General features: G+C 55.3%; 15 protein-coding genes and 1 tRNA gene. All 16 read left to right on the top strand.

The annotated features are described in order from the left end of the window. Window positions 1-35: 35 nt before the first annotated feature. The 16 genes from GIR22_RS12595 (at window position 36) to hrpT (ending at window position 14,153) form a co-directional block, all read left to right on the top strand. The gene (locus tag GIR22_RS12595; RefSeq protein ID WP_154743632.1) at window positions 36-1,760 is read left to right on the top strand and encodes a tetratricopeptide repeat protein; all 1,725 of its coding nucleotides are present in this window, start codon (window positions 36-38) and stop codon (window positions 1,758-1,760) included. A gap of 4 nt (window positions 1,761-1,764) precedes the next feature. Then, window positions 1,765-2,382, top strand: coding sequence for a lipoprotein insertase outer membrane protein LolB (gene lolB, locus GIR22_RS12590; RefSeq protein WP_154743631.1), 618 nt, complete (start codon window positions 1,765-1,767; stop codon window positions 2,380-2,382). A 1-nt stretch (window position 2,383) separates the two neighbouring features. Then, a complete protein-coding gene (gene ispE, locus GIR22_RS12585; protein WP_154743630.1) occupies window positions 2,384-3,235 on the top strand; it encodes a 4-(cytidine 5'-diphospho)-2-C-methyl-D-erythritol kinase in 852 nt (283 codons plus the stop codon). Between the two features lie 37 nt (window positions 3,236-3,272). Then, window positions 3,273-3,347 (top strand) — tRNA-Gln (locus GIR22_RS12580). 45 nt (window positions 3,348-3,392) lie between these two features. After that, window positions 3,393-4,334: a ribose-phosphate pyrophosphokinase gene (locus GIR22_RS12575; protein ID WP_010458281.1), complete on the top strand. Its 942-nt coding sequence runs from the start codon at window positions 3,393-3,395 to the stop codon at window positions 4,332-4,334. A 137-nt stretch (window positions 4,335-4,471) separates the two neighbouring features. Then, window positions 4,472-5,071, top strand: a complete 600-nt coding sequence (locus tag GIR22_RS12570; protein WP_154743629.1) for a 50S ribosomal protein L25/general stress protein Ctc — start codon at window positions 4,472-4,474, stop codon at window positions 5,069-5,071. Between the two features lie 168 nt (window positions 5,072-5,239). Next, entirely contained in the window at window positions 5,240-5,824 is a 585-nt protein-coding gene (gene pth, locus GIR22_RS12565) for an aminoacyl-tRNA hydrolase (protein ID WP_032857782.1), read from the top strand. 23 nt (window positions 5,825-5,847) lie between these two features. After that, window positions 5,848-6,948, top strand: coding sequence for a redox-regulated ATPase YchF (ychF, locus tag GIR22_RS12560; protein ID WP_154743628.1), 1,101 nt, complete (start codon window positions 5,848-5,850; stop codon window positions 6,946-6,948). 406 nt (window positions 6,949-7,354) lie between these two features. Then, window positions 7,355-8,278, top strand: a complete 924-nt coding sequence (locus GIR22_RS12555) for a sigma 54-interacting transcriptional regulator (protein WP_154743627.1) — start codon at window positions 7,355-7,357, stop codon at window positions 8,276-8,278. 505 nt (window positions 8,279-8,783) lie between these two features. Further along, window positions 8,784-9,149, top strand: a complete 366-nt coding sequence (locus GIR22_RS12550; RefSeq protein ID WP_154743626.1) for an EscI/YscI/HrpB family type III secretion system inner rod protein — start codon at window positions 8,784-8,786, stop codon at window positions 9,147-9,149. 6 nt (window positions 9,150-9,155) lie between these two features. Then, window positions 9,156-9,956 carry a type III secretion system inner membrane ring lipoprotein SctJ gene (gene sctJ, locus GIR22_RS12545; RefSeq protein ID WP_154743625.1) on the top strand — a complete coding sequence of 267 codons (801 nt, stop codon included), beginning with the start codon at window positions 9,156-9,158 and terminating at the stop codon, window positions 9,954-9,956. 13 nt (window positions 9,957-9,969) lie between these two features. Then, window positions 9,970-10,503, top strand: coding sequence for a type III secretion protein (locus GIR22_RS12540; protein WP_154743624.1), 534 nt, complete (start codon window positions 9,970-9,972; stop codon window positions 10,501-10,503). Between the two features lie 24 nt (window positions 10,504-10,527). Next, entirely contained in the window at window positions 10,528-11,100 is a 573-nt protein-coding gene (sctL, locus tag GIR22_RS12535) for a type III secretion system stator protein SctL (protein ID WP_154743623.1), read from the top strand. Between the two features lie 244 nt (window positions 11,101-11,344). Beyond that, complete coding sequence (locus tag GIR22_RS12530; protein WP_343039650.1) at window positions 11,345-11,800, top strand: type III secretion protein; 456 nt, start codon at window positions 11,345-11,347, stop codon at window positions 11,798-11,800. Window positions 11,801-11,814: 14 nt separating this feature from the next. Next, a complete protein-coding gene (gene sctC / locus GIR22_RS12525; RefSeq protein WP_154743622.1) occupies window positions 11,815-13,956 on the top strand; it encodes a type III secretion system outer membrane ring subunit SctC in 2,142 nt (713 codons plus the stop codon). Continuing rightward, a complete protein-coding gene (gene hrpT / locus GIR22_RS26410; protein WP_246208278.1) occupies window positions 13,953-14,153 on the top strand; it encodes an HrpT family type III secretion system protein in 201 nt (66 codons plus the stop codon). The genes sctC and hrpT overlap by 4 nt, the downstream gene beginning before the upstream one ends. Window position 14,154: the final 1 nt, after the last annotated feature.

The raw sequence follows: 14,154 nt of genomic DNA, 5'->3' as shown, positions 1-14,154 counted from the left end.
ATGATCCGACCGCAGGTTAGTCGTCCTCCTCCTATATGAATAGATCTTCCGCGTTGCTCCTTGCTTTTGTCTTCCTCAGCGGCTGCCAGGCCATGGCTCCCGTGTCTCCGGATGAATCATCGCCGGTTGAAGACAGCACTCCAGCCCCTGAAAAGCCCAAGGTTTACTCCTCGTTCAGTGAAGATACGGTGTTCAGCCTGCTGAGCGCGGAGCTGGCTGGCCAGCGCAATCGTTTCGACATTGCCCTGGATAACTACGTGACCCAGGCCATTAATACCCAGGATCCGGGCATTTCAGAGCGGGCGTTTCGCATTGCCGAGTACCTGGGGGCTGATCAGGCCGCGCTGGATACTTCGCTGATCTGGGCGAAAAACGCTCCGCAAGATCTTGAAGCCCAGCGGGCCGCGGCCATCCAATTGGCCCGCGCCGGGCGTTATGACGACTCCATGGTCTATATGGAGAAAGTCCTGCAAGGCAAGGGTGACACCCATTTTGATTTTCTCGCGCTGTCGGCGGCCGACACCGATCAGGACACCCGCAACGGCCTGATGAAGGGTTTCGACCGCCTGCTGCAAAAACACCCGAACAACGGCCAGTTGATTTTCGGCAAGGCCTTGTTGCTGCAACAGGATGATGAATCGGAATCGGCCTTGAAGCTGCTGGAGCAGAACCCGCCGGAAGACGGTGAAATCGCCCCGCTGCTACTGCGCGCACGGTTGTTGCAGAACCTCAATCGCGGTAAGGAAGCCTTGCCGTTGCTGGAACAAAGCATCAAAAAGTATCCGGATGACAAACGCCTGCGCCTGACCTACGCCCGCTTGCTGGTTGAACAAGACCGCATGGAAGACGCCAAGGTGCAATTCGCCAGCCTGGTCCAGCAATACCCGGACGATGACGAACTGCGCTATTCCCTGGCGCTGGTATGCCTGGAAGCAAAGGCTTGGGATGAAGCCAAGGGCTACCTGGAAGAGCTGATTGCCCGGGAAACCCACGTCGACTCGGCGCACCTGAACCTGGGGCGCATCGCCGAAGAACGTAATGACCCACAAGGCGCATTGATCGAATATGCCCAAGTCGGTCCCGGCAATGATTACCTGCCCGCGCAATTGCGCCAGGCCGATATCCTGATGAGCCACGGTCGCACCGACGAAGCTGAAAAGCGCCTGGCTGCCGCACGGGATGCCGATCCGGACTACGCGATTCAGCTATACCTGATCCAGGCTGAAACCCTGTCCGCCAACAATCAGGGCGATCGCGCCTGGAAACTGTTGCAACAAGCGTTGCTGCAATACCCGGACGACTTGAACCTGTTGTACACCCGCGCCATGCAAGCGGAAAAACGCAACGACCTGCCGCAGATGGAAAAAGACCTGCGCCTGATCATCAAGCGCGATCCGGACAACGCCATGGCACTGAACGCCCTGGGCTATACCTTGTCCGACCGTACAACGCGCTATGCCGAGGCCAAAGTCTTGATCGAACAGGCGTATCAACTCAACCCGCAAGACCCGGCCATCCTCGACAGCCTGGGTTGGGTGAATTACCGCCTGGGCAATCTGGATGAAGCCGAACGCCTGCTACGCCAGGCGCTTGAACGCTTTCCCGACCAGGAAGTCGCCGCTCACCTGGGCGAAGTGCTTTGGGCCCAGGGCAAACAACGCGAAGCCAGGCAAATCTGGGGCAAGTTCCTCAAAGACCAACCCGACAGCCCTATCCTGCGCAGCACCATCAAGCGCTTGACCGGATCCGAGACCCTTTAAGCCTATGTTTTTGCGCCACGTTATCGTTTTCAGCTTTATCGCCCTACTCGCCGGTTGTGCGGGCTTCGGCGCCCGAGAATCCGTTGAAGGTCAAGGCAACCCGGCGCAATGGCGAGAGCACAAGGACCAACTGAGCAGCCTCGATGGCTGGCAGATCAATGGCAAAGTCGGCATTCGCGCCCCGAAGGATTCGGGCAGCGGCACCTTGTTCTGGCTACAACGCCAGGACTACTACGATATTCGTCTCTCCGGGCCCCTGGGCCGTGGAGCTGCGCGCCTGACCGGTCGACCGGGGCAGGTGAGCCTCGAAGTGGCCAACCAGGGCCGCTACGAAGCGTCATCGCCGGAAGCCCTGCTGGAAGAACAGATGGGCTGGAAACTGCCGGTTTCGCACCTGGTCTGGTGGGTTCGCGGCTTGCCTGCACCCGACAGCAAGAGTCGCCTGAGCCTGAACGGAGATAGTCGCCTGGCATCATTGGAGCAGGATGGCTGGCAAGTCGAGTACTTGAGCTATGCGCAACAGAACGGTTATTGGCTGCCCGACCGCATCAAGCTGCACGGGACCAACCTTGACGTCACGCTGGTGATCAAGGACTGGCAACCGCGCAAACTGGGGCAATGAGATGAACACTCAACGCCTGACGCTCCCCTCCCCGGCCAAGCTCAATCTGATGCTGCACATCCTCGGTCGCCGTGAAGACGGCTACCACGAGTTGCAGACGCTGTTTCAATTTCTCGACTACGGCGATGAATTGACCTTCGCTACTCGCGACGACGGCGTGATTCAACTGCACACCGAATTCGAAGACGTGCCTCACGACAGCAACCTCATCGTGAAAGCCGCGAAAAAACTTCAGGAACAATCCGGCTGCTCCCAGGGCATTGATATCTGGATCGATAAAATCCTGCCAATGGGGGGAGGCATCGGCGGTGGCAGTTCGAATGCCGCGACAACTTTGCTCGGACTGAATCACTTGTGGCAACTGGGATGGGACGAGGATCGCCTGGCCACGCTGGGCCTGACCCTGGGCGCCGACGTCCCGGTTTTCGTACGCGGGCACGCAGCTTTTGCCGAGGGTGTGGGAGAGAAACTCACCCCTGTAGACCCCGAAGAGCCGTGGTATGTCGTGCTTGTCCCGCAAGTATCTGTAAGTACAGCAGAAATTTTTTCAGATCCGCTGTTGACACGTAACTCTCCTCCCATTAAAGTGCGCCCCGTTCCCAAGGGAAACAGTCGAAATGACTGCTTACCGGTTGTAGCAAGGCGTTATCCAGAGGTACGTAACGCTTTGAATTTGTTAGGTAAATTTACCGAAGCAAAATTAACCGGAACTGGAAGTTGTGTGTTTGGGGGCTTCCCAAGCAAAGCTGAAGCTGATAAAGTCTCGGCCCTTCTTACAGAGACCCTTACAGGGTTTGTAGCAAAGGGAAGCAACGTTTCGATGTTGCATCGCAAGCTGCAAAGTCTGCTCTAAAAGGAACCGGGTGCTGGGCACTCGTTGCAACAGATACAGGGGCGTCGCCAAGCGGTAAGGCAGCAGGTTTTGATCCTGCCATGCGTTGGTTCGAATCCAGCCGCCCCTGCCATTTTCTATACTCATCCAGGTTACCCTCAGCCTCTAGGTACTGCGCGTGTCCAAGATGATGGTCTTTACGGGGAACGCCAACCCCGATCTGGCTCGACGTGTCGTACGTCAGCTGCATATCCCTCTCGGTGACATCTCTGTCGGTAAATTTTCCGATGGCGAAATTACAGCCGAGATCAATGAAAACGTCCGCGGTAAAGATGTCTTCATTATTCAGCCGACTTGCGCTCCGACCAACGATAACCTGATGGAACTCGTCGTGATGGCTGATGCCTTCCGCCGCTCCTCAGCGACTCGAATCACAGCTGTAATCCCTTACTTTGGTTATGCCCGCCAGGATCGCCGTCCGCGTTCCGCACGTGTGGCCATCAGCGCGAAAGTCGTTGCTGACATGCTGACCGTGGTAGGTATCGACCGTGTGCTCACGGTTGACCTGCACGCTGACCAAATCCAGGGGTTCTTCGATATTCCAGTAGATAACATCTACGGCTCCCCCGTTCTGGTGGATGACATCGAAGACCAGCGCTTTGAAAACCTGATGATCGTGTCCCCGGACATTGGTGGCGTCGTGCGTGCACGGGCTGTCGCCAAATCCCTGGGCGTGGACCTCGGGATCATCGACAAACGCCGCGAGAAAGCCAATCACTCTGAAGTGATGCATATCATCGGTGATGTCGAAGGGCGTACCTGTATTCTGGTCGATGACATGGTCGATACCGCCGGCACCCTGTGCCACGCGGCAAAAGCCTTGAAAGAGCATGGTGCGGCAAAAGTCTTCGCCTACTGCACACACCCTGTGCTGTCGGGCCGAGCGATCGAGAACATCGAGAACTCTATGCTGGACGAACTGGTGGTGACCAACACCATCCCGTTGTCCGCTGCAGCTCAAGCCTGTACGCGTATCCGCCAACTGGATATCGCACCGGTAGTTGCCGAAGCGGTTCGCCGCATCAGCAATGAAGAATCGATCAGCGCGATGTTCCGTTAAGGGTAAACCTTGGCAACATCTCGCTGACGAAAAGCGCCCCGCCCCAGCATTCTGTTGGGGCGGGGCTTTTTTGCCCATATCGCCTTTAGCGCTGGTCGCAAACGCTGGGGCGAATGTGGTTATTTTGGAGATACAACATGAACGACTTTACTTTGAATGCTGAACTGCGTTCCGACCTGGGGAAAGGTGCGAGCCGCCGCCTGCGTCGTCTCGCAAGCCTGGTTCCAGCTGTAGTGTACGGTGGCGACAAAGCCCCTGAATCCATCAGCATGCTGGCCAAGGAAATCGCCAAACTGCTCGAAAACGAAGCGGCTTACAGCCACATCATCGAGCTGAGCGTTGGTGGTACCAAGCAGAACGTCATCATCAAGGCGCTGCAACGTCACCCAGCTAAAGGCCACGTGCTGCACGCTGACTTCGTACGCGTTGTAGCTGGTCAGAAACTGACCGCTATCGTGCCTGTACACTTCGTGGGCGAAGCTGCTCCGATCAAGAAAGGCGGCGAAATTTCGCACGTTACCGCTGAGATCGAAGTGAGCTGCCTGCCAAAAGACCTGCCTGAGTTCATCGAAGTCGACCTGAGCAATGCTGAAGTCGGTTCGATCATTCACCTGTCCGACCTCAAAGCCCCTAAAGGCGTTGAGTTTGTTGCTCTGGCTCACGGTGATGACAAGGCTGTTGCCAACGTCCACGCTCCACGTGTTGCTCCAGAAGCTGAAGAAACCGCTGCAGAGTAATTCACTCTGTAACGCTGGAGCTTGAGGAAACATCGCGGACCGAAACGTAGCGAGAAAGCGGGCGATAACGCGAAGTTTATCTCTGGATAAGTTAGCTCTTGTCGTCCACTTTCGCCGCACCCAGGTTGCGGCGATGTTATCCACAACTCCAAAGGAAGGGCCCCTGTCGTGACTGCCATCAAACTGATCGTTGGCCTGGGAAATCCAGGCGCCGAATACGAACAGACCCGGCATAACGCGGGGGCCCTTTTTGTTGAGCGCATCGCCCACGCCCAAGGCATCAACCTTGTGGCCGATCGCAAATATTTTGGCCTGACCGGACGCTTCTCGCATCAGGGTCAGGATGTTCGCCTACTGATTCCCACCACCTACATGAACCGCAGCGGCCAGGCTGTCGCGGCGCTTGCGGGCTTCTTCCGGATCAAACCCGAAGAAATCCTGGTGGCCCATGACGAACTGGACCTGCCACCCGGCGTTGCCAAGCTCAAGCAAGGCGGCGGCCATGGGGGTCATAATGGCCTGCGGGACATCATCGCGCAGTTGGGCAATCAGAATACCTTTTACCGCCTGCGGCTCGGCATTGGCCACCCAGGTGTTGCCAGTATGGTTTCAAATTTTGTCCTGGGTCGTGCGCCACGCGCCGAACAGGAAAAACTCGATGCCAGCATCGACTTTGCCCTCGGCGTGCTGCCGGATATCTTCGCCGGTGAATGGAACCGCGCGATGAAAAACCTGCACAGCCAAAAGGCCTGACTCTTTACCCGAGGGGAAACACCATGGGATTCAATTGCGGCATCGTCGGCCTGCCCAACGTCGGCAAGTCCACCCTGTTCAACGCCCTGACCAAGTCCGGTATTGCAGCGGAGAACTTCCCGTTCTGCACCATCGAACCGAACACCGGTATCGTGCCGATGCCTGACCCACGCCTGGAAGCGCTGGCGGCCATCGTCAATCCCAAGCGTATCTTGCCGACCACCATGGAGTTCGTCGACATCGCTGGCTTGGTGGCCGGTGCGTCGAAAGGTGAAGGCCTGGGCAATAAGTTTCTGGCCAACATCCGCGAAACCGATGCTATCGCCCACGTGGTCCGCTGCTTTGAAGACGAGAACGTGATCCACGTTTCCAACAGCGTCGACCCGAAACGCGACATCGAGATCATCGACCTGGAACTGATTTTTGCCGACCTCGACAGCTGCGAGAAGCAACTGCAGAAAGTCACTCGCAATGCCAAGGGCGGTGACAAGGACGCAGTAGTCCAGAAAGCCTTGCTGGAGCAACTGATCGCGCACTTCACCTTGGGCAAGCCGGCACGCAGCCTGATGAAGAGCATGAGCACCGACGAAAAGACGGTGATCCGTGGCTTCCACCTGCTGACCACCAAGCCGGTAATGTACATTGCCAACGTGGCAGAAGACGGTTTCGACAACAACCCGTTGCTCGACGTGGTCAAGGCCATTGCCGAAGAAGAAGGCGCAATGGTTGTACCGGTGTGCAACAAGATCGAAGCAGAGATCGCCGAACTGGATGATGGCGAAGAAAAAGACATGTTCCTTGAGGCCCTGGGCCTGGAAGAGCCTGGCCTGAACCGTGTGATCCGCGCGGGCTACGAAATGCTGCACCTGCAGACCTACTTCACCGCGGGTGTCGAAGAGGTCCGCGCCTGGACCGTCAAGGTCGGTGCCACCGCACCGCAAGCGGCTGGCGTGATCCACACCGACTTCGAAAAAGGCTTTATCCGTGCCGAAGTCATCGCCTACAACGACTTCATCCAGTTCAAGGGTGAAGCCGGTGCCAAGGAAGCCGGTAAATGGCGCCTGGAAGGCAAGGAATACATCGTCAAGGATGGCGACGTGATGCACTTCCGCTTTAACGTTTAAACATTTAAACGTCACTTGCGGTTTCGCCGCAACCAAAAAACCGATGCTCTGCATCGGTTTTTTTGTGGGCATAAAATAGAGTCAGGCAATAATGTCCTCATACACTTTACTTACATAAGCAACCCACTAGAAACACAAGAAAAAATATCCACCCTAAAACACTAAACATTAAAACTTAAAAAAAAACTCACCCACATTAAGATTCCCCTTACCCATGTTGAAGATTTCACTCTTGACAAATATTTGACTGCTTTTTATCACCACCAATTTCAAATTTTTCGTACACAACATCGACCCAATTCATCTCACCATTAACGGTGACAAAGTTGATAACTTCCGATCTACTGACTGGCACTCATCCACGACTCTGACAATCGCGGAGCGACAACCGTATTGGAGCAATAACATGTCGGCCTCCTATCAAAATGAGGAGACAACAGACTCCCCGTTCACTGAATGTCCAATCATCGAAGCCACTGTCAACAATGCTGCTCCGCTAAACATCGACATTCTGCTACTGGGAGAAACAGGTACCGGTAAAGATACACTTGCTCAACGTATCCATCGCTTATCTCAGCGACGGGGCAGTTTCGTAGCCGTCAACTGTGCCGCGATACCGGAAACCCTTGCCGAAAGCCAGCTATTCGGCGTCAACAGCGGTGCCTATACCGGTGCGATGCAATCACGGGCAGGTTTTATCGAGACAGCACACTTGGGCACGTTGTACCTCGATGAAATAGACAGCATGCCGCTTCCCCTACAAGCCAAGCTGTTACGGGTGCTGGAATCCCGGGGCGTTGAACGCTTGGGTTCGACCCGATTTATCCCTGTGGACATGCGCGTTATCGCATCCGCCCAGCAATCGCTGCATGAAATGGTCGAGCAAGGCGTCTTCAGGCGCGACCTGTACTTTCGCCTGAGCGTGGTTAACATCAGCCTACCTGCACTGCGGAATCAACGTGAGCGCATCATCCCCCTGTTCTTGAACATGATCCGCCAAGAGGCCGAGTATTTTAAGTACCTCGTTTCGATCCCCCCCAGCGCCCTGCTTCAACAATTGCTGTGCCATCCCTGGATGGGCAACATCCGCGAGCTACGTTCGACGGCCAAGCGCTTCGTCCTAGGGTTGCCACCCCTCTCTTTACCTGTGCTAGAGCGCCAAGACATAGAAATGAGCCTCAAAGAGCGGCTACAGCAAATCGAGAAGTCGCTGATTGAGGAGTCATTGCGCCGTCATGCTCATTGTGTTGATAACGTGGCGGTGGATCTGGGGATTGCAAAGCGCACGCTCTATTACCGAATGAAACAACTGGAAATATCCCTGAGTTGACGTCTCGAAATAGAGCACACAATCAAGCACACAGCATGACCGCAACACAATTTGAAACATGTAAGAGAGCAGAATAAGGAACTACTTTTTCCTTGAAACCACATATTCATAGGCTGGCCAATATTAAGTAGCATTTATACTTTAGCGCCAGCTAATCGCGTACAAACTTAAACATTAGATTCCTGGAGATTAACTATGTCGGCTATCGGTTCATACGCCCCCTCATATGGCTACAATTCCAACCCATCCTCCGCCTCCTACGCCACAGGTTCTCGCTCTGGCGGGGGCCAGGCTGGGGCAACAGCTGACGCGGAGCAGGCCCAAGTTGAAGGCATGGAGTTGTCCACCAAAGCTAAGCGACAGAACAACCTATCTACATACGTTAAAGAACTGCGTTAACACACTCATCTCCCCTCATTAATTAATCGGGGGAGATGCCCACCTCTCAGTAACTTTTGCATGCCTTCTTCAATAGCCCTACCAACCTTCACACAACGGATTTCACATGCGCATAGACGAATATATTTCACCCGGGCGCACTGGTCCCCAATCTTCTTACAAAACACCTGATAGCTTAACATCAAGTACGGATGTTGATTTTTTCACATCAACACTCGAGCGCTCATCCCCACCGATTACAGCGACGGTAACCGCGGGAGCCTCAAGCCTGCTAACGGGCGCTTCAGAACAGCTGATCAACTCAAAAAACCGCCTGAACAAAAGTTTAAAAGCCATCAGTAAAGATGCAAATATGGATGAGCTGAAAAAATACCCAAAGGAACTTTCAAACTCCTTGCTTATGTCGCAACTGTTAGTGAAGAGCCTTGGCAAAGCCAGCCAATGCATCGAAAAAATCACTAACCTGCAGTAGCAAAAAATGAATCATCTCGCGCGCATAGCCTTACTCCTGTCCCTGATATTTGTGCTGAACGGTTGCAGTGACCGTGTAGAACTCCATCGCCAACTCTCCGAGCAAGAAGCCAATGAGGTCATCGCGGAACTCGCAGAGAAACATATTCGTGCCCAAAAAATCCCGGCTAAAGATGGCGTGGTTGTGACGGTTAATGCAATCGACATCGGGCGTGCCGTACGCACCTTGGAAGCTGCCGGCTTGCCCAAGGTAGCTCGAGCCACGCTGGGCGATACGTTTCGCAAGGAAGGCGTCATCTCAACGCCACTGGAAGAACGGGCTCGCTATATCTATGCGTTATCCCAAGAGCTTGAGGCCACCCTGTCCAACATTGACGGTGTCATCGTCGCCCGAGTACACGTCGTTCTGCCTGAACGCATAGCCCCGGGAGAGCCGGTCCAACCTGCATCGGCTTCAGTATTCATAAAGCACGACCCGCGCCTCGATCCAGACAACATCCGTGCGCGGGTGCGCAGAATGGTGGCCAGCAGCATCCCGGGTATGGCCACAGCAGTGGATAACCCGCAAAAGCTCACGGTGATATTCGTACCTGCGACGGCTTATCAAGAACAGCAACGCCTGGCTTACTTCGGGCCTTTTCTGGTACCCGGAGATGATCTTGGGTTTTGGCGGGCCTGCGTTATATTTGCCCTCATCACCCTGGGGCTAGGAGTGATCGCCTCAGTGTTCTTGCGCAATCAGCGGCAGCGGCAGTTACAACAGACACCCGTTCCTGATCCGTTGACAGGTCCATCCAATGGAAGCTAGACCCAACCACTCGATGAATGAGCATCTGGCCTGGGCTCAATGGTGGGCGTTTGCGTGGCAATCCTCCCACGATGACTGGAGAGCCATCGACCGATACCCTGCGATGAACGCGTTTTATCACAGTGGAGGGCTGGTGACCGGCACTATTGCGGGCATTGCTCCCAGCTTGCCTCCACTACCTGACCCCACCCTACTTCGGCTGGTCCTCGCACCAACAGAACAACTCAACCTGATGCTCGCACTTATTCACGACACTTTCAGCCCCACAGCTGCAGCGCCCCTGAGCGAAAGTCATCACCAATGGTGCGTACGTCTTTCTAAGGCTCTGCCCCCTGACATGCTTTTACCCAATGATGATCCGTTGCAACTGCTACGCAGTTGGGTAAATCCGCCTACCTGGCAGCGCCTTCGATTGCGCTTTCCCTCTACACGCGTGCTTGAGATGGAAAAAAAAACCCTCTTGCCCGAGAACGTAAACAGCCGACTGAATACCCTCTGGCAAGCCGTTGTATGGCGCGTTACGACAATAACCAACAAGGCATCCTGACTCGTATGGGCAAGGAAATTAGCAATGATATGCCGGCACAAAATTGAGTTGCACAAAGGCTCGCCTGGACTGCCACAAACCCTGATTCCCCGGGAAACGCTTGCCGACTGCGCGCAGGCCAACCAGCTTTTGAATTGTGCCAATGCCCAGGCTGGTGAGCTACTAAACCGGGCAGAAAAACAATGTGAAGCGCTGCTGGAAAAGGCCGGCGTTGAAATCTGGCAACGTGCCGATGCCCAGCTCAAGCGCTGGGAACAGGACCGTCAGGCGATGTGCGACAGGCTCGAATGGCATGCCACCTCAATAACCCACCAAGCGATTCGCTGCCTGCTTGACGATACGGTAGAACCCAAACGCCTGGCGGCCCTCCTCAAACAATTGCTGGAGAACCAAGTTCCGGAGATAAACGCGATACTGCTCTGCCATCCAAATGAAATCGAGGACGTGAGGCAGTGCCTTGCGGCTCATGGGGCGACGCCTTGGCAACTTCACACTGACGACACCATCAGCCTGCAAACGCTCGTACTGAAAACAGACGAGGGAGACTTTCGTATCAGCTGGAACTCATTGCTCGAAACATTTTTCAACAACAAGTAGTTTCAACATTGAGCTCTCGCATTTCAAATAATTTCTCCCGCGAGGAACTGATTAGCCGGTACCGACCACAACATCAACACACAACATCACCGGGGGAAGACCATGTACAACCTTAAAGACCTAGGACGCGATTTTTTGAACACCGGCAAGACTGCCCAAAAAAATTACAACAACGCTTTGGAGCAAGCAGACTTAGAATCGATTCAGAAATTCACAGAACATCTTCTCCATTCCGACCTAGCTTATGGCGAAAACATCCGCGTCAACCACACTATCATCAAAACGACTTTTGACAGTTTTCAGTAAATTGAAAGATCTACTTATTCACTGGTTGGGCACCCGCGAAGAACAGATCACGTTGTTAGAAGATAATGACGAAATCATCCTGCGACGTCATGCGGGCGTTCTGCTGTTGAATGTCCAGCTGACGCACGACAGACTTGATAAATCACTGCTGCAAACCTGGATGCGCTTGGGAGGCGCCAGCCTGAATCACTTCCAGGGTGCACTTACGCAGGCGCCTGCCAGTGGTGCACTTTGGCTGACTCAGTGCTTGCCGGGTCGACCCGGCGAAACACAATTGCTGGGTTGTCTCGAATCCCTGCTCAACCAGCGTGACACCTGGCGAGCCATCGTCGCGCGCCTTGCGCGACCCGTCCAAAAACTCCATCCCACCTCTCTACGCTCGCTGCTGCACTAACCAGAGAACTCTCCATGTATAACAAAATCCACAGGTGCAATCGCTTGCGCACTACATCGCCTGCTGCCATGGCAGGCAGAGGCCACTGGCGCTGCCTGATCATATTGCCCTGGTTGCTGAGCCCACTGGAGAGCACCCTCGCCGCCATCCCCGCCGAATGGAAAAACACCGCCTATGCCTATGAAGCCGAGCATAAGCCCCTACGGGATGTGCTGAAGGACTTTGCCCAGACCTTCGGTACTCAACTGCAAGTCGACGGTTTTCTGGAAGGCAACGTCAATGGCAAGATACGCGCCAATACTCCGCAGTCGATGCTCGACAGGCTTGGCGTAGAACATCGCTTCCAGTGGTATATGTACAACAATACCCTGCACATCAGTACCCTGGACCATCAGGAGTCCTCACGCCTGGAGGTTTCGGCCGAAACCATTGGCGATTTGAAACAAGCGTTGACCGATATCGGACTGCTGGACACCCGTTTCGGTTGGGGTGAATTACCTGAGGATGGCGTGGTACTGGTGTCCGGCCCCAGGCGTTACATTGAGCAGATCAAGCAATTCAGTAGCCAGCGCAAATCACCCGACGAAAAGCAGAGTGTACTGGCCTACCCGTTGAAGTTCGCCAATGCGGCGGACCGCCAGATTGACTATCGCGGCGAAAAGCTGATCATCCCAGGCGTGGCCAGCATGCTGCGGGGGTTACTTGAGCCTCGGGGAACTTCGACTCTCTCGGGGATGAGCCAGCGACCCACCTCCCAATCACAGCCGTCCCCCATAAACCCAGGCTTTCCCCGCTTGAGCAACCCGATGCTAGGGCAAATGCTTGGCTCACCCGCGAACCTGGGGCAACTGGACAGCGGCATGTCACTCACCCCGCGCGCACCGGTTTCTACAAGCCGGATCCGCGTCGAGGCCGATGTGCGTAACAACGCCGTACTGATCTATGACCTGCCAGATCGCCAGGCGATGTACCGTGAGCTGATCACCCAGCTCGACGTGGCACGCAAGCTGGTAGAAATCGACGCTATTATCCTGGATATCGAGCGCACGCAACTGCACGAGTTCGGCGTTAATTGGGGCTTTCAGAACAGCCGGTTCCGAGGCGGTGTGAACATGGCACCCGGGACCTCATCGCAGTTGGCGATCGAAAACCGCGACCGTTTCTACGCCGACGTGCGGGCACTGGAAGCTCGTGGCCTGGCGACCATGGTGTCCAACCCCTCGGTCCTTACCCTGGAAAACCAGCCGGCGGTGATTGATTTCAATCGCACCCAATACCTGACAGCGGGTGTCGAGAACGCAACCATTTTGCCCATCACCGTGGGTACCAGTTTCCAGGTCGTGCCCAGGGTCATTACCACCGGGGGCACCCATCAGATTCATTTGGTGGTGGATATTGAAGACGGCAACTTCGATGAGTCCAACCCCGAGCGCAGCGGTCCCGATATACGTCGAGGCAAGGTCAGTACCCAGGCTGTAATGGCGGAAAAACGCTCCTTGGTCGTCGGCGGATTCCATGTCACGGAAAGCACCGACAAGCAAAACAAGATTCCACTGCTGGGGGATATACCGTTATTGGGCAAGGCGTTGTTCTCCTCGACCGAACGGCAGCACAATCGGCGCGAACGCTTGTTCATCCTGACGCCCCGGGTCATTGGCGACCAGGCTGATCCATCACGCTACTTGCCCCAAGCTGACCAGCCGGAACTGCAAGCCGCCCTCAAGCCTCTGACACGGCGCTACGCTGAGCATCCACCGGTGATCAATCGTGCCGACATCACCCACACCCTGGCAACTCTTGTCAGCGGGCAAGTGCCCAGCGCCTTCAAGGCCGCACCGATGCCCCTGGGCCTGGAAACCTTGTGCAGCACCCGCGACCTATTGACGCTCAATACCGAGCGCAGCCAGTGGTATACCGGCCCGCAATTCAACGTGGCCGTCGTGGTGTTGCGCAACCAGCACGACCGCAAGGTGCGCATCGATGAGCGCGAATGCAGCAACTCACAAACGCTGGCGGTCAGCGTCTGGCCTCGCTCTTGGCTACAGCCGGGGGAAGAGGCAGAAGTATTCATTGCCATGCGCACAGTGGTCAAAGATGAACACATCGGCGTATCCCGCCCCTCCCTGCTGAACCCTACTCGGATGAAGCCACAATGATCCATCGATTGTTCTGCGTCACATTTCTTGGCTTGGCTCTGCTAATCACCGGCTGTACGCCCACCTGTCAGGGTGACTCCTGCTCCCGTCCACAATCCAATGACGATCTGGTGGTCTGGTGGCCATCGCATATGCGTGCCGAACCCGGCCCCTCCGGTGAAAGGTCGGACTATCAGACGGTCCCGCTGGAACGATGAC

This window comes from Pseudomonas karstica (genome assembly GCF_009707515.1).
In the GTDB taxonomy this organism is placed as follows: domain Bacteria; phylum Pseudomonadota; class Gammaproteobacteria; order Pseudomonadales; family Pseudomonadaceae; genus Aquipseudomonas; species Aquipseudomonas karstica.
The sequence above is the reverse complement of the archived record's forward strand: the minus strand, read 5'-3'. Positions and strand labels throughout refer to the sequence as shown.

Bases quoted from the DNA above. Each gene is read 5' to 3' on its own strand.
- GIR22_RS12595 (WP_154743632.1), top strand. From the start codon at position 36: ATGAATAGATCTTCCGCGTTGCTCCTTGCTTTTGTCTTCCTCAGCGGC.
- lolB (WP_154743631.1), top strand. From the start codon at position 1,765: ATGTTTTTGCGCCACGTTATCGTTTTCAGCTTTATCGCCCTACTCGCC.
- ispE (WP_154743630.1), top strand. From the start codon at position 2,384: ATGAACACTCAACGCCTGACGCTCCCCTCCCCGGCCAAGCTCAATCTG.
- GIR22_RS12570 (WP_154743629.1), top strand. From the start codon at position 4,472: ATGAACGACTTTACTTTGAATGCTGAACTGCGTTCCGACCTGGGGAAA.
- ychF (WP_154743628.1), top strand. From the start codon at position 5,848: ATGGGATTCAATTGCGGCATCGTCGGCCTGCCCAACGTCGGCAAGTCC.
- GIR22_RS12555 (WP_154743627.1), top strand. From the start codon at position 7,355: ATGTCGGCCTCCTATCAAAATGAGGAGACAACAGACTCCCCGTTCACT.
- GIR22_RS12550 (WP_154743626.1), top strand. From the start codon at position 8,784: ATGCGCATAGACGAATATATTTCACCCGGGCGCACTGGTCCCCAATCT.
- sctJ (WP_154743625.1), top strand. From the start codon at position 9,156: ATGAATCATCTCGCGCGCATAGCCTTACTCCTGTCCCTGATATTTGTG.
- GIR22_RS12540 (WP_154743624.1), top strand. From the start codon at position 9,970: ATGAATGAGCATCTGGCCTGGGCTCAATGGTGGGCGTTTGCGTGGCAA.
- sctL (WP_154743623.1), top strand. From the start codon at position 10,528: ATGATATGCCGGCACAAAATTGAGTTGCACAAAGGCTCGCCTGGACTG.
- GIR22_RS12530 (WP_343039650.1), top strand. From the start codon at position 11,345: ATGGCGAAAACATCCGCGTCAACCACACTATCATCAAAACGACTTTTG.
- sctC (WP_154743622.1), top strand. From the start codon at position 11,815: ATGTATAACAAAATCCACAGGTGCAATCGCTTGCGCACTACATCGCCT.
- hrpT (WP_246208278.1), top strand. From the start codon at position 13,953: ATGATCCATCGATTGTTCTGCGTCACATTTCTTGGCTTGGCTCTGCTA.